The sequence below is a fragment of the Bradyrhizobium sp. Kon56 genome (assembly GCF_055807635.1).
In genome coordinates this window covers 263,843-281,342 of record NZ_JBVVOU010000005.1, presented here as the reverse complement: position 1 = coordinate 281,342, position 17,500 = coordinate 263,843, and the positions used below count along the sequence as shown (strand labels likewise).

General features: G+C 62.4%; 17 protein-coding genes and 1 pseudogene. 15 read left to right on the top strand and 3 right to left on the bottom strand.

Annotated elements, in window-relative coordinates; translation table 11 throughout:
* Positions 1-203: 203 nt before the first annotated feature.
* Positions 204-1,445, bottom strand: coding sequence for an amidohydrolase family protein (locus tag AC0L3B_RS11055; protein ID WP_247297591.1), 1,242 nt, complete (start codon positions 1,443-1,445; stop codon positions 204-206).
* A 143-nt stretch (positions 1,446-1,588) separates the two neighbouring features.
* Here AC0L3B_RS11055 and AC0L3B_RS11050 point away from each other — a divergent pair, with 143 nt between their 5' ends.
* Positions 1,589-2,008, top strand: coding sequence for a nuclear transport factor 2 family protein (locus AC0L3B_RS11050; protein WP_085395887.1), 420 nt, complete (start codon positions 1,589-1,591; stop codon positions 2,006-2,008).
* Between the two features lie 178 nt (positions 2,009-2,186).
* Positions 2,187-3,095: an amino acid ABC transporter substrate-binding protein gene (locus tag AC0L3B_RS11045; protein ID WP_085395888.1), complete on the top strand. Its 909-nt coding sequence runs from the start codon at positions 2,187-2,189 to the stop codon at positions 3,093-3,095.
* 211 nt (positions 3,096-3,306) lie between these two features.
* Here AC0L3B_RS11045 and AC0L3B_RS11040 read toward each other — a convergent pair whose 3' ends face one another.
* Positions 3,307-4,518: an acyl-CoA dehydrogenase family protein gene (locus AC0L3B_RS11040; protein ID WP_473380388.1), complete on the bottom strand. Its 1,212-nt coding sequence runs from the start codon at positions 4,516-4,518 to the stop codon at positions 3,307-3,309.
* A 43-nt stretch (positions 4,519-4,561) separates the two neighbouring features.
* Positions 4,562-6,187 carry a long-chain fatty acid--CoA ligase gene (locus tag AC0L3B_RS11035; protein ID WP_473380387.1) on the bottom strand — a complete coding sequence of 542 codons (1,626 nt, stop codon included), beginning with the start codon at positions 6,185-6,187 and terminating at the stop codon, positions 4,562-4,564.
* A 178-nt stretch (positions 6,188-6,365) separates the two neighbouring features.
* Here AC0L3B_RS11035 and AC0L3B_RS11030 point away from each other — a divergent pair, with 178 nt between their 5' ends.
* The 13 genes and pseudogenes from AC0L3B_RS11030 (at position 6,366) to AC0L3B_RS10970 (ending at position 17,491) form a co-directional block, all read left to right on the top strand.
* A complete protein-coding gene (locus AC0L3B_RS11030; protein WP_247398252.1) occupies positions 6,366-8,219 on the top strand; it encodes a flavin-containing monooxygenase in 1,854 nt (617 codons plus the stop codon).
* A 38-nt stretch (positions 8,220-8,257) separates the two neighbouring features.
* On the top strand, positions 8,258-9,076 hold the full coding sequence (locus AC0L3B_RS11025) for a lytic murein transglycosylase (protein WP_085352771.1): 819 nt from the start codon (positions 8,258-8,260) through the stop codon (positions 9,074-9,076).
* A gap of 196 nt (positions 9,077-9,272) precedes the next feature.
* Entirely contained in the window at positions 9,273-9,494 is a 222-nt protein-coding gene (locus tag AC0L3B_RS11020; RefSeq protein ID WP_007592399.1) for a hypothetical protein, read from the top strand.
* A gap of 12 nt (positions 9,495-9,506) precedes the next feature.
* Positions 9,507-9,929 carry a hypothetical protein gene (locus tag AC0L3B_RS11015; RefSeq protein ID WP_018459285.1) on the top strand — a complete coding sequence of 141 codons (423 nt, stop codon included), beginning with the start codon at positions 9,507-9,509 and terminating at the stop codon, positions 9,927-9,929.
* 371 nt (positions 9,930-10,300) lie between these two features.
* Positions 10,301-10,750 carry a MaoC family dehydratase gene (locus AC0L3B_RS11010; RefSeq protein WP_018459282.1) on the top strand — a complete coding sequence of 150 codons (450 nt, stop codon included), beginning with the start codon at positions 10,301-10,303 and terminating at the stop codon, positions 10,748-10,750.
* Between the two features lie 62 nt (positions 10,751-10,812).
* The gene (locus tag AC0L3B_RS11005) at positions 10,813-11,325 is read left to right on the top strand and encodes a hypothetical protein (RefSeq protein ID WP_085352774.1); all 513 of its coding nucleotides are present in this window, start codon (positions 10,813-10,815) and stop codon (positions 11,323-11,325) included.
* Positions 11,326-11,645: 320 nt separating this feature from the next.
* On the top strand, positions 11,646-12,803 hold the full coding sequence (locus AC0L3B_RS11000; RefSeq protein WP_473380386.1) for a helix-turn-helix transcriptional regulator: 1,158 nt from the start codon (positions 11,646-11,648) through the stop codon (positions 12,801-12,803).
* 229 nt (positions 12,804-13,032) lie between these two features.
* Positions 13,033-14,003: pseudogene (locus AC0L3B_RS10995) on the top strand (helix-turn-helix transcriptional regulator).
* Positions 14,004-14,084: 81 nt separating this feature from the next.
* Positions 14,085-14,333, top strand: a complete 249-nt coding sequence (locus AC0L3B_RS10990; RefSeq protein WP_247391264.1) for a DUF6894 family protein — start codon at positions 14,085-14,087, stop codon at positions 14,331-14,333.
* Between the two features lie 149 nt (positions 14,334-14,482).
* Positions 14,483-15,601, top strand: coding sequence for a helix-turn-helix transcriptional regulator (locus tag AC0L3B_RS10985; RefSeq protein WP_247391267.1), 1,119 nt, complete (start codon positions 14,483-14,485; stop codon positions 15,599-15,601).
* A 113-nt stretch (positions 15,602-15,714) separates the two neighbouring features.
* The gene (locus tag AC0L3B_RS10980; protein WP_247391269.1) at positions 15,715-16,833 is read left to right on the top strand and encodes a helix-turn-helix transcriptional regulator; all 1,119 of its coding nucleotides are present in this window, start codon (positions 15,715-15,717) and stop codon (positions 16,831-16,833) included.
* 231 nt (positions 16,834-17,064) lie between these two features.
* Positions 17,065-17,322 (top strand): hypothetical protein, encoded by a 258-nt coding sequence (locus AC0L3B_RS10975; protein WP_085352780.1) that lies wholly within the window; start codon positions 17,065-17,067, stop codon positions 17,320-17,322.
* The gene (locus AC0L3B_RS10970; protein WP_240543388.1) at positions 17,315-17,491 is read left to right on the top strand and encodes a hypothetical protein; all 177 of its coding nucleotides are present in this window, start codon (positions 17,315-17,317) and stop codon (positions 17,489-17,491) included. Before AC0L3B_RS10975 ends, AC0L3B_RS10970 begins: the two co-directional genes overlap by 8 nt.
* Positions 17,492-17,500 lie beyond the last annotated feature (9 nt).

The following is a 17,500-nucleotide window of genomic DNA, read 5'->3' as shown; positions in this document are numbered from 1 at the left end:
CCCCGTTGAATGCAGACTTCAGTGCAGGTTCTGCTTTGAACGGCACCGCGGGACTGGCAATATGCTCAGCTATCGGCAATCAGCGCGGATCGACTATCCGGTATTCTACCGGATTCGGAACATGAGAACGATCGACGGTAACATCTAACGGAAAAAACGCGGCAATTCGCCCCGCTTCAATGCAGATATGCGTCCAGAGCGGCTCAGGAGCCGGGGCGGAACACAGTGGGCCGTTGCCGCGCAAAAGTCTGCCGGCAGCTCTTGAAGCCCATTACGACATCCGGCAGCTCGGCGACGGCGAAGCGGCTGTCTTGCGTATCGAGCACGATGAGATCGGCGGGGTTTCCGACCTTGATGCCGTAATCCCCAAGGTTCATCAGCCGCGCCGGCAGCTCGGTCACGAGATCAAGGCAGGTATCGAAGTCGTTCACCGAGGCATGCGCGACGTTGGCGTAGAAATTCGCCATTCGCAGCAGTGAGGCATCGCCGAACGGCGTGAAGGGATTGAGCACGTTGTTGGTCGCGATCGAGCACAGCACGCCGTCGGCGGCGAGCTTGTGGGCGAGCGTCAGCCCGCGTGGCGCGTTGTGGGTCGCTTCCCGCCCCATCAGGTACAGATCGGTTGCCGGCAGCACGGTGACGGCAACGCCAGCCTTGGCCAGCTGCGCGGTGGCGGCCCTCAGCCGCTCCGGTGGCAGTGCGGAGAGTTTCGTGGCGTGGCCGATTGCCACGCGCCCCCCATAGTTGCGCCGCTCGGTCTGCCGGCAGACCTCGTCGAGGTGCCACCAGGAGGGATCGAGATCGAAATCGAGATGGAGATCGACGTCCAGGTCGAACGCCTCGGCGAGGTCGAAGATGCGTGCGAGATGGGCGTTCGGGTCGGTGTCCGTGTAGGGGCAGCCGCCGATCACCTCCCCACCATCGCGCAGCGCCTGGATCAGAAGCTCCTCGCTGCCGGGATCGTTGGTGAGGCCTTCCTGCGGAAAGACACAGAGCGACAGGTCGATCGCCCAGGCATAGTCACGCTTCAGCGCCTTCACCGCCTCGAAGCCGCGCAATCCGATGCGGGGATCGATCTCGACGTGGGTTCGCATGCGCGTGGTGCCGTGGACGATAGCACGTTCGAGTACCCGGGCGCCGCGCGCGTAGACGTCCTCGACCGAGAAACCCTTCTTCATCTCGGAGACGGCGCGGATCGCTTCGGAGACGCTGCCGTGATCATGCCCGCAGCGGCCGAGCAGGCAGGCCTTGTCGAGATGGATGTGGCTGTCGACGAAGCCGGGCAGGGCGAGGCGTCCGCCGACATCGACTTCGGCGGCCTCGCAAGCGAGCGTCGGTTCGATGGCGGTGATCCGGCCGCGCGTGACGCCGATGTCCATCGGGTCGGCGGCACCACGCAGCAAGGCGTTGCGAAAGATAAGGTCAAAGGCGGATTGGGCGGTCATGGCTCTTGCGGAAGGAATTTAGTGCATTCGGCCGCGTTTGGCGGCTCCAGATTGTCGGCAGTGTAGCGACGGAAATGTTCAAAATATATGCACGTATTCCCCGAGAGCGGCGTTAGTATTCCGCAAGCCCTGGAGAATGAGCCATGTCCGCTGCCGCAAAAGCCGAAGCCGGTCCGTCGTCCGACGCCGAGCTCGTGGAAGCCTATCTCACGGCGTCGATGATCCCCGATCCGGACGCCGCGGCTGCCTATATGGCGCCGGGCACGGTGATCACCTTTACCGGTGGGCGCGAGTTCGATCATCCGCGCGGCCCGACCGCTTTCAACGCCAAGCGCTACCGCTGGGTCAAGAAGAAGATGGACCGTTTCGACGTCTGCCCCGGCGACGGCGAGACCGTGGTCTATAGCGTCGGCACGCTCTACGGCGAATGGATGGATGGGTCCGCGTTCGAGGGCAACCGCTATGTCGACCGCTTCGTGGTGCGGAATGGCCAGATCACCAAGATGGACGTCTGGAACGACAGCGCCGAGCGGATCCTGGTCCAGCGCGGCATCGACGCGTAACAGCCATCCTGGCGCTTGAGCGCCCCGACTCCAGGGGGACAAAAGGCCGGTCCACCCTATCGCAAGCCGCGATACCTGATAGATGCAAGCTCGTGTGGCGGCTGCCGCGCGCCTGCGCTATCAACGGTGCGATTGCTGCGCCCGGCATGGGGGCGCAAGCCTCCTCGAGGAGTTCCCGATGCGTTTACCCACCGTTGTCCTGGCCCTCACATGCCTTGCAACTGCCGCCTTCGCCGAAGACCTGTCGGGTACGCTTCAGAAGGTCAAAGAGACCAAGAAGATCACGCTGGGCTACCAGGAGGCCTCGGTCCCGTTCAGCTATCTCGACGGCAACCAGAAGCCGGTCGGCTTTGCCATGGATATCTGCCTCAGGATCGTGGATGCCGTGAAGAAGCAGCTCGGTATGCCCGACATCGCCGTCGACACCCTCGCCGTGACGTCGTCGAACCGGATTCCGCTAATGGTCAACGGGACGCTCGACCTGCATTGCTCGGCGACCACCAACAATGCCGATCGCCAGAAGCAGGTCGCCTTCACCAACACGCACTTCCTCAGCGCAACGCGATTTGCGGCCAAGAAAGCCGCAAAGATCAACACCATCGACGATCTCAAGGGCAGAGCGGTGACGGCGGTGGCCGGCTCGGTCAACCTGACACAGCTCGCCAAGGTCAACACCGAGCGCAATCTGGGCATCAATGTGATGCCGGCCAAGGACCAGGCCGAAGCCTTCCTGCTGCTGGAAACCGATCGCGCCCAGGCCTACGCGCTCGACGACGTGCAGCTCGCGGTGGCGATCGCGCGCTCGAAGGAACCACAGCTCTTCATGATCAGTGAGGAGACGTTCTCGAAGCCGGAGCCTTACGGGATCATGTTGCGGCGAGAGGACGCTCCATTCAAGGCGCTCGCCGATCGCGCGACTGCGGAGCTGTACGCCAGCCAGGAGATCGAGGTCCTCTACAAGAAGTGGCTGGAATCGCCGACTCCGCCGAACGGCCTCAACTACAACGTCCCGATGTCGGGCGCCTTGCGCAACGCCTTCAAGAAGCCGAGCTCCAGCTTCGATCCCGATGTGTACGTGGTGAATTGAGTGAGGGCGCCACGGCGCTGGTTGTAATCGGGCTGCGTGTCAGCGTGCCCTCGCCCCTTGCGGGAGAGGGCAGCTCCGCTGGTTGATGCAGACTCACTGGGGTGAGGGGTTTGTCTCCGCGGAAGCAGACCCCTCATCCGGCGCTTCGCGCCACCTTCTCCCGCAGGGGGAGAAGGAAAGAGAGCGAGCCGCACGAGCGGAATGCTTCGTCCTACGCATTCGAATATTTCTTCAGCTCGAACCGCGCGATCTGGTTCCTGTGCACCTCGTCCGGCCCATCCGCAAGCCGCAGCAAGCGCGCGGTCGCATAGGCCTGGGTTAATCCGAAATCGTTCGACGTGCCGCCGCCGCCGTGGGCCTGGATCGCCCAGTCGATGATCTGGCAGGCCATGTTGGGCACGGCGACCTTGATCATCGCGATCTCCGCTTTCGCCACCTTGTTGCCGACGGTGTCCATCGCGTAGGCGGCGTTGAGCGTCAGCAGCCGCGCCTGCTCGATCATGATCCGGGCTTCTGCAATGCGTTCCTGCGTCACCGTCTGCTCGGAGACCGGCTTGCCGAAGGCGATGCGGCTGCGCACCCTCCGGCACATCTTCTCCAGCGTGCGCTCGGAGAGCCCGATCAGCCGCATGCAATGGTGGATGCGCCCCGGGCCGAGGCGTCCCTGCGCGATCTCGAAGCCGCGGCCCTCGCCGAGCAGCATGTTCTCTTTGGGCACGCGCACATCGGTGAAGACGACCTCAGAGGCACGGTCGGGCACACCATAGAAGCCGAACACGGGCAGGGGGCGCTTGACCTCGACGCCCGCAGTGTCCATCGGCACCAGGATCATGGATTGCTGCTTGTGGCGGTCAGCATTGTCGGGATCGGTCTTGCCCATGAAGATGCAGATCTTGCAGCGCGGGTCGGTCGCATTGGTGGTGTACCATTTGCGGCCGTTGATGACGTAATGGTCGCCCTCGCGAACGATCGAGCTTTCGATGTTGGTCGCATCGGAAGAGGCGACGGCAGGCTCGGTCATGGCGAAGCAGGAGCGGATTTCGCCTGCGAGCAGCGGCTTCAGCCAGCGCTCCTTGTCCTCCTTCGTGCCATAGCGCTCCAGCACCTCCATGTTGCCGGTGTCGGGCGCCGAGCAGTTGAAGACTTCGGGTGCGAGATGCGAGCGGCCCATGACCTCGCAGAGCGGGGCATATTCGAGGTTGGTCAGGCCGGCACCGTGGCCGGAGTCCGGCAGAAACAGGTTCCAGAGGCCTTCAGCGCGCGCCCGCGGCTTCAGCTCCTCGACGACCGGATAGACCTTCCAGGGTCCCAGCTCCTCCGCCTCGCGATAAAAGCGCTCCTCATTGGGATAGATGTGCCGATCCATGAAACTGTCGAGCTTGCGCATGAGCTCGACGACTTTGGGGGACATCGGGTAGAGCATCTTTGGTCTCCTCGATCGACAGACAGGCCGGTGCACGATCGGCTCAAGCGACGCGATACTCCCTGAATTTCTCGCGCAGCGCCGATTTGAGCACCTTGCCGGTGCCGGTCATCGGGAATTCGTCCAGAAATTCGACGGCGTCAGGCATCCACCAGCTCGCGATTTTCGGACGCATGTGGTCGAGCAACGTCTTGCCGTCGACGGTCGCGCCCTTTTTGCGGACGACGAGGAGCAGCGGCCGCTCCTGCCATTTCTCATGGTTGATCGCGACCACGGCGGCTTGCAGCACATCGGGGTGAGACAAGGCCGCGTCCTCGAGTTGGATCGAGGAGATCCATTCGCCGCCGGACTTGATCACGTCCTTGGAGCGGTCGGTCAGCGTGACGTGGCCCTGGGGGTCGATTACGGCCATGTCGCCGGTGATCAGCCAGCCGTCGCGGTCGAGGCCTTCGTCGAGTTTCATGTAGCCGGACGCAACCCACGGTCCCCGCGCGCGCAGATGGCCGACGCTCTTGCCGTCGCGCGGCAGCTCGTTGCCGCCGTCATCGACGATGCGCAAGGCGGTGCCGAAACAGGCGCGGCCGGACACCTGGCGGCGGTCGAACTTCTCCTTGTCCTCAAGATGCTCGGAGCCCGGCCGCAAGCCCGGCATCGAGCAGCCCAAGGCTTCGGTCATGCCCCAGGCCTGGACGTAGTCGATGTCATACTCGCGCTTGAGCCTCTCGACCATCGCGCGCGGGGGTGCCGAGCCCGACGACAATGTTGCACGAAGTGTCGAGAACCTGTTGCCGGTCCGCCCGAGCCAGTCGAGCAGGATCAGCCAGAAGCTCGGCACGCCCGCGGACAGCGTCACCTTCTCGCCTTCGAGCAGCTCGTAGAGCTTGTCGGGCTCGTAATTGCGGCCGGGCAGCACCAGCTTCGAGCCGGTATAGGGCGCGGTGAACGGCATGTTCCAGCCGTTGCCGTGGAACAGCGGCGCCATCGGCATCATCACCTCGCGCACGCCTTCCAGGTGCCCGGGCAGGAAGTCGAAATTGCAGGAGACCATGGTCTGCAGGATCGCGGCGCGATGCGAATAGATCACGCCCTTGGGATTGCCTGTCGTGCCCGAGGTGTAGCAGATCGTGGATGCCGATTTTTCGTCGAATTCCGGCCAGGCGAAGCCGGTGTCGTGCTCGTTCTCCAGCAGGTCCTCGTAGCAATGAACGTTGGCAAGCTTGGTCTCCGGCATTCGCTCGCGCGAGCACATCACGACATAGGCTTCGATCGATCTCAGCTGCGGCGCGATCGTCTCCACGATCGGCAGCGTGGCGCGGTCGATGAACAGCAGGCGGTCCTCGGCATGATTGACGATGTAGACGAGTTGTTCGGGAAACAGCCGCGGGTTGATGGTGTGCAGCACATATCCCATGCCCGGCGCGGCGTAGAACATCTCGAAATGCCGGTGCGTATTCCAGGCCAGCGTGCCGACGCGGTCACCGGACATCATGCCGAGCCTCTTGAGCGCCAACGCCATGCGCTTGATGCGCGGGTGGGCGTCGGCATAGGTGTAGCGATGGATGTCGCCTTCGATCTCGCGCGCGACGACCTCAGCCTCGCCGTGATAGTCGGCGGCATACTGGATCAGGCCGCTGATCAGGAGCGGCATGTCCATCATCAATCCCTGCATCGTCTCCTCCGGACCGCCATGTCGTTGCATGACGTACGCTTGTGATGTGCGCTTGAGGTTAGCGGAACGCCACTCCACGTTCACGCAAAAAGCGAGAGACGCGATTGCATGCGTCACTTTTTCAGGGCTAAGTGATGCTAGCTGCCGGCGAAGCAGTGTCCGCCGGGGGAGGAAACGGATGTCAGCGCAAAGACACAAGACCGGCGCAGCCGGCGAATCTACAATCGACATTGCCGCACTCCGAGCGCGCTATCGCGACGAGCGCGATCGTCGCCTGCGCGCCGAAGGCAAGGCGCAATATGTCGAGGTGACCGGCGAGTTCGGACGCTATCTCGACGATCCCTGGGCCAATTCCAGATTTGCGCGCGAGGCTGTCAGCGAACAGACCGAGGTGCTCATCGTCGGCGGCGGCTTCGGCGGCCTTCTGTGCGGCGCGCGACTGCGCGAAGCTGGCATCGATGATTTCCGGGTCGTGGAAAAGGCAGCCGATTTCGGCGGCACCTGGTACTGGAATCGCTACCCTGGCGCGGCCTGCGATACCGAGAGCTACATCTACCTGCCGTTGCTGGAAGAGACCGGCTACATGCCGGTGCGCAAATATGCGCGAGCCCCCGAGATCTACGAGCATTCGCGCCGCATCGGCCGTCATTTCGGCCTCTATGAGCGCGCGCTGTTTCAGACCGTCATCACCCACATGGAATGGCGGGAGCAAGAGGCACGCTGGCTGGTCGAGACAGATCGCGGTGATTGCATCCGCGCGCGCTTCGTCATCCTTGCTGGCGGCCCGCTGAGCCGTCCGAAGCTGCCGGGCATTCCCGGTATCGAAAGCTTCAAGGGACACAGCTTCCACACCAGCCGCTGGGATTACGCCTACACCGGCGGCACGGCCGAAGGTGATCTTAGTGGTCTTGGCGACAAACGCGTCGGTATCATCGGCACCGGGGCCACCGCCGTGCAATGTGTGCCGCATCTCGGCCGCTCGGCCAAGGAGCTCTACGTCTTCCAGCGTACGCCGTCGGCGATCGGCGTGCGCGACGACCGCCCGACGGATCAGAGCTGGGCGCAGGGGCTCAGGCCCGGCTGGCAGCGCGAACGCATGGACAATTTCACCGCCGTGATCTCGGGCGAGCCATTCGAACAGGATCTGGTGCAGGACGGCTGGACCGGCCTGCTCGGCGAGATCCTGCTGGCGCCGCGCCGCCAGCCGCAGCCGGTGACTTCGATCGAGGAGGCGCTCAAGGTCATCGAGCAGGCCGATTATCGCAAGATGGAAGAGATCCGAGCGCGCGTCGATGCGATCGTCAAGGATGAGGCGACGGCTTCGGCGTTGAAACCCTGGTACAAGGCATTCTGCAAACGGCCGTGTTTCCACGACGAATATCTCGACACCTTCAATCGTCCCAACGTGCATCTCGTCGACACCAGGGGACAGGGCGTCGAGCGCATCACCGAGAACGCGGTCGTGGTCGACGGCAGGGCTTATGAGCTCGACTGCCTGATCTATGCCAGCGGCTTCGAGGTCGGCACCGACTACGCCCGCCGCATGGGCTTTGAGGTCTACGGCCGTGACGGCGTGAGCCTGTCGGCGCGCTGGCGCGATGGCGTCAAGACGCTGCACGGCTTCTACAGTCGCGGCTTCCCGAATTGCTTCCTGATCGTCATGGTGCAGGCCGGCCAGAGCGCCAACTTCCCGCACATCATCGACGAGCAGTCGCAGCACATCGCCTATGTGATAGCCGAGGCGCGCAAGCGCAAAGCCCGGACGCTGGAGCCGACGCTCGATGCCGAGAACGCCTGGGTCGAGGAGGTGGTCAAAGCTGCGCTCGGCCGCCAGACCTATCTCGCCGAATGCACGCCCGGCTATTACAACAATGAAGGCGTGTTCGATCCGATCGCGGCGAGAAACAGCCAGTATTGGCGCGGGCCGGTGGCATTCCTGCGGCTGCTGGACAAGTGGCGCCAGGAGGGCAATTTGGATGGACTGGAACTGTCGTATGATCACGCCATGGAGTCGGCGCCTTCGTCCGGGTAAGCTCGGGCATTGGATCACCCAGGGAGAGGACGTCGGACATGATCAGGGGCAGAACTGTAGCTGCGGCGGTTTTTGGGGCGATGACGCTGCTCGGCTGCCTGGCGCCCGCCGCCCACGCCGCGCAATGCGGCAGTTCGTCGGCCGGCTTCGAGGCCTGGAAGCGCGAGTTCAGCGCGGAGGCGCAGGGCAAGGGCGTCGGCCAGACTGCGCTCTCGGCGCTGATGCAAACCAATTACGCCAGTGCCACCATCGCGGCCGACCGTGGCCAGCGCAGCTTCTCGCTGACGCTCGACCAGTTCCTCGCCAAGCGCGGCGCCACCACCATCGTTGCCAAGGGTCGCCAGCTCAAGCAGTCGCAAGCCGCCTTGTTCACCTCGATCCAGCAGCGCTATGGCGTCCCGCCGGGGCCGCTGATCGCGATCTGGGGCATGGAGACCGGGTTCGGCAGCCAGCGCGGCAACCAGAATATGCTCTCTTCGATCGCGACGCTCGCCTATGACTGCCGCCGTCCCGAATTCTTCACTGAGCAGCTCTATGCGGCGCTGAAGCTGATCGATCGCGGCACGCTGTCGGGGGCAACCCGCGGCTCGATGCACGGCGAAGTCGGTCAGACCCAGTTCATGCCCAAGAACATCCTGGCCTACGGCACCGGCAATCTCGAAGTTGCCGCCAATGCGCTGAACTCGACGGCGAATTTCCTCAAGGCCCATGGCTGGCGTGCAGGAGCGGGTTACCAGCCGGGCGAGCCGAATTTCGCTGCCATCGAAGCCTGGAATGCCGCCGGCGTTTATCAGAAAGCGATCGCCCTGATGGGACGGCAGATCGACGAGGGCGGAGGTACGGCCGCCTCGCGCTGACCAGAGCCGCGTTTCGAAGGGGCTCAAGCTTCTTGGTTTTGCCGCGTTTGCTTTATGCGAACCGGCATCCACTTCGCTTGAGAACGCTCCTGCTCAGCAAGGCGTGATGCGCCGGCAAGAGAAAGTTGTTGCCAACTGGAACCGACGGCACGAGGTTTGCTTTGATCGAACAGGGCTGGGCATGAGGAGACTCAACATGGCAACCCAGATCGTGATGGACCAGACTGGCGACACGCGCCACGAGTTTGATCCTGGCAATGCCGAAGCGCTGGCGCGAGCCGAGCGGCGCTTTCGGGAGCTGACCGGAGCGGGCTTCACCGCCGCGCTGCGAACCGGACCTGGCGAAGTCACCCGGATCCGATCGTTTGACCCGACCGCGCAGGAAACGCTGTTCTATCCCCGCCTGGTTGGCGGTTGATCTGAGCTGCTCATGATCGCGGCAGTTTGGCTCCGTGGGCCGGCGCGTGCGCGTCTGCATGCGCTCCGCGAACTCTATCGGCGCTTTTTCGGCGAGAACACGCCGGATGCTCGCGGTCGCCGGCTCCTGGCCGAATGGCTGTCACCGGCGCAGCGCGCCCAATTCGAGCAGCACCGGTATTTCGATGTCGTCGGCGGCGATACCGGCAAGACCTATCGCATCCATTATGGCACCGCCGCCAACGTCCATGAGATCGACGAGGCCGGAAATGCGACGATGGGGTGGTGCTTCGTCCCGTCAGGCTTTCTCGTTCCCGGCGACGTGATGCTCGCACAGAAGATCGCGCTCGAAACCGACGAAAGGGGAGCTCTCGCGCTCGCCAACAGGTTTCCGCCAGCGACGCATTCGGAGCACTTCTACCGGCGGCCGTTCTAGGGCGTGGGCTATCAGTAATGGGTGGAGCGATAGGCATCCACCGCGTGCGCTGCAAAGACGCCGACGCTGCAAAGCGCGAGCAAGGCCGAGATCAGCTCGATCATAGTTCGTCCTCCTGCGGCGGCAGGGCGACGAGGTGCTGACAGCAGGAATAATCCCAGATCAGGTTGAGGAAGAATTGCATGGTGGCCGTCCCTGTATGCTTTTGACAACGAGATAACCGACCATCTGTTTCAGGCGTGTTTCGTCGCATCTGGAAACGGGTTTCTTGGGGAACCCCGGGCTGGTTTGTGCGCTGCGGAGCCGCTACATCCCGCTCTTGCTCAATCCCATTAGCCGCGAGGCGGCGCATCACATTGCGAGGCGAAATCATGGCGCAGGTCGAGTGGTTCGACGATCTCACCATTGGAATGCAGTTCAAATCCCCCGAAGTTCACGTCACCGAGGCCGACATCAAGCGGTTCGCGGCCGAGTTCGATCCGCAGCCGATGCATCTCGACCACGAAGCCGCCAAGCAGACCCTGTTCAGGGGTCTCGCTGCCTCGGGATGGCACACCGCCGCGATTGCCATGAGCCTCGCGATCCAGACCCGTCCCTTCGGCCCGCATCCGCTGATCGGTGCCGGCGTCGACGGGCTGCGCTGGACCATCCCGGTGCGGCCCGGCGACCGCCTGCATCTGGTCGGGGAGGTCATGAGCCTGACGCCATCGAAGTCGAAGCCGCAGGGCATCGCACTGGTGAAATGGACGATGTTCAATCAGAACGGCGAGGAGGTTTACACCTTCACCCCGATCGCGATCGTGCCGCGGCGAACCGCCTGAAGCCCTTGCGGGTCACCGGCAGAGGTGGTCATCTCAGTCCGGGGAACACGCTGGAGGCTGACATGAAACGATATCTTCTCGCCGCCGGGCTCCTGGCAGGCGCCTTGAGCGCAGTCGCTTTGACCGCAGGACCGGTGCAGGCGCAACAATCCAAGGTCGGCGACTGGACCATCGAAAAGCGTATGCAGGACGCGCATTGCAATGCGAGCCGCGGCTACAAGGACAAGGAAGACGAGAACCGGGACTACGTCATCGTCATCACCTATTCCGAGAAGGCGATCGTGATCGTGATGATCTATGACGGTTGGGAGTGGGACAAGGTCGGCGAGATCCTCCGGGCCGATGTCGGCACCGACGACGCCGATATCATGAAGAAGGCGAAGTGGGAGGTCATGGACAAAACTACCGTGCGCGGCATCTTCGAATACGAGCAGTCCATGATGGACCGGCTGTCCAAGGCCAAGCGTCTCTCGCTCGATTTCGAGGACGATGACGACGACAGCATCGAGATGCAGGTGCCGCGTGCCGGTGAAGCGCTGGCGGCATTGAAATTCTGCGAGGAGAATCGCAAGTAAACTGCCGGAGCCGAATGCGAGGCCGGCGGGATCGGTGGCGACAGGGTTCTGCGGTGCGCGCGCTGCCTGACGCATCGCACGCGTGACTCATCGCACACAGTCCGCGCGCTGTTCGCATTTATCCTAGTCTTTGGCGAAAACGTCCAAGCCGCATCCTGCGGTTGACGTTACGCAAGGACGATGTTCGATATTCCAGCATTTCGTTGCAACGTTTTCTCCCAGTCGAAGGCGGCCATTGAACGGCCCGTCTCCTTCGCCAGTCCCCGGATCGCGATCTTTCTCGCACGCCCGAGCCATACGCAGATTGCGTCGTCCGGCCGATGACAATCCTCCACGCAAATCGATTCTCGTCCCTTGTCGGCGAGATCTACGACGCCGCGGTCGATCCCGCACTGCGCAGCGGGGTGCTGGAACAGGTTTCGCATTTCGTCGGCGGATGTGCCGCGACCATCCTGTCCAGGGACAGAGCCAGGCTCTCGATCGAGATCCACGAGCATTTTGGCACCGAATCCCGCTTCCGCCAGCTTTATCGCGACCGATATGTGGAGCTGGACCCTCTACTCGATCGCCATTTTACGCTCGCGGCGGAGCAGACGATCGGCGTAGCCGACATCATGCCTCAGGCGGATTTTCTGGCAACGAGCTTCTATCGCGAGTGGGTGGAACCGCAAGGAGCGATAGACCTTGCAACCGTTGCCCTCGAGAAGTCGGACACGCGCACCACAATCCTGCAGGTGTTGCGCCACCGGTCGCGCGGAATGGTTGACGAGCCGATGCGTGAGCGCATGCGGCTGCTGGCTCCGCACCTTCAGCGCTCCAGGATCATGGGCCGACAGATCAGGGCACGCTCGCATACCGTGGACGACCTTGCCGAGGTCTTGGATGGGCTGAGCACGGCGATTTGCCTGCTCGACGCAGATGGCCGCCTCGTGCATGCCAACGCAGCATGCCGCGGGCTGTTCGCCGATGCCAGCCTGCTCGCAATGGTCGGCGACCGGATCGTGGCCCGCAACACCCAGACTGATAAAATATTCCGCGGCCTGTGCGAAATCGATTCAGGCAGCGAAACTCGTTCCGCTGCCCGCCGCCAGATCGAGCTTGCGACATCAGTTGATGGACAGCACTATCTGCTCCACGCCTTTCCCTTGAAGCGCTGTCGCACTCCATCGCGAGATGCTGCAGCCACGGTGCTGTTCGTTCAGAAGGCATCGGCGGCGACATGGCTCGCGGCTGATGCGATTGCGGCGGCCTTCAGGCTGACACCGTCCGAACTGCGCGTTTTAATGGCCATCATCGAGATTGGCGGTGTTCCCGACATTGCGGCAAAGCTCGGCATCGCCGAAACGACGGTGAAGACGCATCTCGGTCGCCTGTTCGAGAAGACCGGCACCGGCAGGCAGGCCGACTTGGTCAAGATCGCCACCGGCTTTGCCGTTCCATTCGCGCATCGAACGAATGGCGGTGACGACGCCGTGTGATCCATTTCACAAGGCTCGCCGATACGTGCCGCGATCTCAATGCATTGTGATGAGCCGAGCTCCCGTGTCCTCCGAATGCAGGACGCGAGTCATTTGATACTTTCGTATATCGCGATCCAGAAAAGTGAAGAGCAGCAAGCGCCACGAAGAGATGCGACGACGGCGTCAAACGCGAGTGTGAGGAAACGACAGCGCACGGCCGGACCTGCTCGTCGGTTGGAGGATTGCAGTGAGCCAGTTTGATTTTTCCATTATTAATGTTTCGACGAACGAAATTCCCGAAAACGAGCGTATCCCGCTGCTTCGCGATTTCTACTGCCGCGGGGCGTTGAAGGCGGAGGTCGAGGCGAGAGAAGGAAAGCCGGCTACGGCGAGCTTCACGTCCCACGTCTTGCCGGAAGCCCAATTGCTGATCGGAGGATTGTGCGGAGCGCGCGTCAGTCGCACCAAACACCTGGTTGCCGATGGCGACGACAGCCTGGCCCTGATCGTGAATCGATCTGGCGTACTTGGAATATCCGAGCGGGGACACGATCTGAGCCTTCGTGCAGGGGAGGCGGTCCTGACCAGCGCGGAGGACGTCACGACGTTCGAGCGATTGTCGCTGGGCAGCTGCTTCTCCCTACGCGTGCCGAGACGCGTGCTGGCGCCGATGATCGTGGATGTCGATGACGCCGTAATGCGTGTCATGCCGGAGAGCTCGACAGGACTTCGATTGCTGGTCAACTATGCGGAGACACTGGTGCGGGAGAAGGCGTTCGCGACGCCAAATTTGCGCCAGCTCGGGGTCGGGCATCTGCACGATCTTCTGGCAATCGTTCTCGGTGCCACCAACGAGCCCCGGGAGCTGGCCGGGCGGCGCGGCGTGAAGGCGGCACGGCTGCAGAAGGCCAAAGTCTCCATCGCCAACAATTGCTGGCGGCAGGACCTGTCGGTGGCCACAGTCGCCCAGGAGCTCGGCGTGCGCCGCGTTATCTCCAGCGCCTGTTCGAGGCCGACGGCAAGACGTTCTCGTCCTTCGTGATCGAACAACGCGTCAAGCGCGCCCATCGCATGTTGCGGGAACCCGGATACGCCGAGCGGACGGTCAGCTCGATCGCCTACGATGTCGGCTTCGGCGATCTCTCCTATTTTAACCGCTGCTTCCGTCGAACTTATGGCGCCACGCCCAGTGACGTCAGGAGCGGCGAAATGTCGTGACCGCGCACGACTGAATTTCAAGTCAAATGCCGCTTGGAGACAGCACGGGCGGGCGTGCGCCGCCCCCAGTTGGAGTGTTGCATGCGCCGTTTTTTCTTTGACCTTATGATCGGCAATATCGTGAAGATCGATCCGGGCGGCATGGTGTTCGAATGCCCCGAAGCGACATTCGTGGTGGCCAACGAGATGGCAAGCCACCTGTTCGTCTGGCGCGACGATTTGCGCGACCGCGATGCCTGCATCCGGGTCAGAAATGCCGACGGGCGCGAGATCTATCGCGCCGCGGTCTGGTCGGAGAATATGGAGAAGGTCGGCTGGGACGAGATGTGAGCGTCCCGGTGCGGTATCGCGACTCTGCATCAGTAGCACCCGAAACGAATATCCGCTCTTGGCGGCCGACGCCTCATCCGATCGGAGGATGCCGCATGCTGAGGTTGTGGTATGCATGGTGATATTGATCACCCAGGCCATTTATAGCCATGCACGGACCGCGGAAGCTGCCCGACCTCGTCGAGGCCATCTACGATGCCGGACTCGATCCTTCACTGTGGAACAACGTCGTCACCGGCATCCGCGACTTCGTCGGCGGCCAGGCCTGTGGACTGTTTTCCAAGGATTCCATCAGCAAATTCGGCGTCACGCACTATTATTGCGGGGCGGAACCGCACTACATCCAGCTCTACTCCGAGACGCATTCGAAGTTCGATCCGCTGACGGTCTTGCCGCCGCACGGTCAGATCGTCAGCATTCCGGATCTCGTTAATTTCGATGAATACCGGGGCGGACGCTTTTACCAGGAATGGATGCGGCCGCAGGGTTGCAGCGATGCGGCCAACGTGGTGCTCGAGAATTCGAATGCGAGCTGCCCCGTGATGATGACGGTGCTGTCGGGCCGCCGGATGGTGGATCCGGTGATGAAGCAGCGCCTCTCGCTGATCTTGCCGCACGCCAGCCGAGCGTTGCTGATCAACCGCGCCATGACCTCGCAACTGACGCTGGCGACGGCGTTGGCGGAGGTCCTGGACAATTTGGCCTGCGGCATCTTTCTGCTCGATGGATTCTGCCGGGTGGTGCACGCGAATTCCGCGGGGCACGACTTGCTTGCGGCGGACGATCTGGTTCGGTCCGTTGCCGGGCAATTGGTGACCAGCAGTGCGGAGGCCAATCAGACGCTGCGGGAAGCGTTCGCGACCCGCCATGAAATTGCGCTGCTTGCCGCAAAGGGGCACGCGTTTTCGCTGCTTTCGCCTTCGGGCGAGCGCTACGTCGCGCACATCCTGCCGCTGTCGTCCGTCCTGCGGGACGGCAGCGAGCGGGTGGTCGATGCCGTCGGTGCGCTGCTGCTGCGTAAGGTATCGCTCGGCGGACAGTCCTACGGCGAATTGATCGCGCGGACCTTCGACCTTACACCGGCCGAGTTGCGCGTGTTCCTGTCGATCGTCGAGGTTGGCGGCATCCCGGAGACGGCGGTCGCGCTCGGTATCGCGGAAACGACGGCGAAGACGCATCTGCATCGCGTGTTCGCCAAGACGGGCGTTTCGCGTCAGGCCGATCTCGTTAAGCTCGCGGCAGGATTCTCCAATCCGCTTGTGAACTAGACTGTTGAATTTTGCCTTCACGATTGAACCTTTCGCTCCCGCGAAAGACTCACGGAAGCCGCCAGGCATGAAGAACATTTCGCCATCTCCATGTGTCACCATTGGCTCTTCCGATGCCCCGACCTCCAAAACCGTCTGAGTTGATCGAGACTATCTATGACGCGGGTCTCCACCCGGAGTTGTGGAGCGAGGTCGTTGTCAAACTCAATGCCTTCATTGGCAGCCAAGCCTGTGGTCTGATTTCGAAGGACCCGGTCAGCAAATCAGGCGCGACGCATTATTATTGCGGGGTCGATCCGTACTACATTCAGCTCTATGCGGAGACCTACTCCCGATACGACCCGCTTGCTCGGCTTCCGCGCTATGGCGAGGTGCGCAATATCCCTGATCTCGTGGATTTCGACGAATACCGCCGCGGCCGCTTCTACCAGGAATGGCTGCGCCCCCAGGGCTGCGTCGACGTCGCCAACGTGGTGCTGGAGCAGTCGAAGTCGCCGTGTCCGATGCTGATGACCGTGATCCCGGGCAGGGAGATGCTCGGCGCGGAACAGCGGGCGCGAATGCAGTTCCTGGCTCCGCATGCGAGCCGGGCGCTGTTGATCAACCGGACGATCGAGCGGAAGCAGCAGCGCGCGGTCGCGCTTGCCGACGTCGTGGACCGACTGAATGCCGGTGTCATCCTGCTCGATTCGACCTGTCATATCATCCACAGCAATCCGGCCGCGGCGACGATCCTAGACGTCGACGATGTCCTGCGGTCTGTCTCGGGCAGGTTGGTGGCAAGATCTTCCGCTGCTAATTCAGCCTTGCGCGATATTTTCCGTGACACCAGCGAGGTCGCGTTGGCGGCATCTTCGGGACGGAAAATTCCGTTGATGTCGCATGACGGTTCCTACTACGTCGCGCAAATCATCGCGCTGCCATCATTGCTGCGCGACGGGGTGGCCGAGCGCAGTTCGGCAGTGGGAGCCCTGTTCATCTGGAAAGCGGAACTCGACGGCCGCTCGTGTGCCGGCCTCATTGACCGCACCTTCGAGCTCACGCCTGCCGAACTGAGGGTCTTGCAGTCAATCGTCGATGTCGGCGGCGTGCCGGAGACGGCGGTTGCGCTCGGTATCGCCGAGACGACGGTGAAGACGCATCTGCATCGCGTGTTCGCCAAGACCGGCGTTTCTCGTCAGGCCGATCTCGTCAAGCTCGCAGCTGGATTTTCCAATCCGCTCGTGCACTGAGACGCGTTCAAAAACGCAGGCGAGTCGCCGTAGCTCGCAATAGGTTCAATCACAAGCATCATTAGAAAGTTATCGCACGTCGTTCGATCGAATGACGCGATTTTCCGCGTTGTCTTCTACTAGACGTCACACGATCTGTTGTTCGACCTACCAGGCATTTTTGTGAAGCAACTCACTGCGAGCGGAAACGAATTCCGTCAATCTCTCGTGCAGGGTTGAGAGGAGATTGTCATGCGGACGGCGTCACCAGTTCTGACAGGAAGATTCCGCGATATCGTCGCCCGCATGGGCGCGGTACTCCGCGCGCAGCGGGAAATCGACGCGGAGCGCGTGTTGCGGCGCTATCGCCACCTGCTGGACCAGCCGCACGAAGCGCCGTGTTTGAATGAAATTATTCCCGTTTCCCGTGAAGAGGATATCTTTGAAAATGCCAACGGAGTTGATCCGCGCGAGCGCACGAGCGACCACCCCAAATTCGAACGTGCGTAACGCCAGCATCGTCGCAATCGCGCTGACGGCAGCGCTCGTCGCTCTCCAACTGGTCGGCCTCGCGATGCTGGAGCGATCTCATGCTTACGCGCAGCCGTCGGTTCCACTCGTGCCGACCGTTTGCACCGAGAGCGCCGATGTCCCCGTCTCGCAAATTCCCTACGATTGATCGGAGGGC

Coding starts and splice junctions, on each gene's coding strand:
- AC0L3B_RS11055 (WP_247297591.1), bottom strand. CDS start 1,445: ATGACCGCCCAATCCGCCTTTGACCTTATCTTTCGCAACGCCTTGCTG.
- AC0L3B_RS11050 (WP_085395887.1), top strand. CDS start 1,589: ATGTCCGCTGCCGCAAAAGCCGAAGCCGGTCCGTCGTCCGACGCCGAG.
- AC0L3B_RS11045 (WP_085395888.1), top strand. CDS start 2,187: ATGCGTTTACCCACCGTTGTCCTGGCCCTCACATGCCTTGCAACTGCC.
- AC0L3B_RS11040 (WP_473380388.1), bottom strand. CDS start 4,518: ATGCTCTACCCGATGTCCCCCAAAGTCGTCGAGCTCATGCGCAAGCTC.
- AC0L3B_RS11035 (WP_473380387.1), bottom strand. CDS start 6,187: ATGCAGGGATTGATGATGGACATGCCGCTCCTGATCAGCGGCCTGATC.
- AC0L3B_RS11030 (WP_247398252.1), top strand. CDS start 6,366: ATGTCAGCGCAAAGACACAAGACCGGCGCAGCCGGCGAATCTACAATC.
- AC0L3B_RS11025 (WP_085352771.1), top strand. CDS start 8,258: ATGATCAGGGGCAGAACTGTAGCTGCGGCGGTTTTTGGGGCGATGACG.
- AC0L3B_RS11020 (WP_007592399.1), top strand. CDS start 9,273: ATGGCAACCCAGATCGTGATGGACCAGACTGGCGACACGCGCCACGAG.
- AC0L3B_RS11015 (WP_018459285.1), top strand. CDS start 9,507: ATGATCGCGGCAGTTTGGCTCCGTGGGCCGGCGCGTGCGCGTCTGCAT.
- AC0L3B_RS11010 (WP_018459282.1), top strand. CDS start 10,301: ATGGCGCAGGTCGAGTGGTTCGACGATCTCACCATTGGAATGCAGTTC.
- AC0L3B_RS11005 (WP_085352774.1), top strand. CDS start 10,813: ATGAAACGATATCTTCTCGCCGCCGGGCTCCTGGCAGGCGCCTTGAGC.
- AC0L3B_RS11000 (WP_473380386.1), top strand. CDS start 11,646: ATGACAATCCTCCACGCAAATCGATTCTCGTCCCTTGTCGGCGAGATC.
- AC0L3B_RS10990 (WP_247391264.1), top strand. CDS start 14,085: ATGCGCCGTTTTTTCTTTGACCTTATGATCGGCAATATCGTGAAGATC.
- AC0L3B_RS10985 (WP_247391267.1), top strand. CDS start 14,483: ATGCACGGACCGCGGAAGCTGCCCGACCTCGTCGAGGCCATCTACGAT.
- AC0L3B_RS10980 (WP_247391269.1), top strand. CDS start 15,715: ATGCCCCGACCTCCAAAACCGTCTGAGTTGATCGAGACTATCTATGAC.
- AC0L3B_RS10975 (WP_085352780.1), top strand. CDS start 17,065: ATGCGGACGGCGTCACCAGTTCTGACAGGAAGATTCCGCGATATCGTC.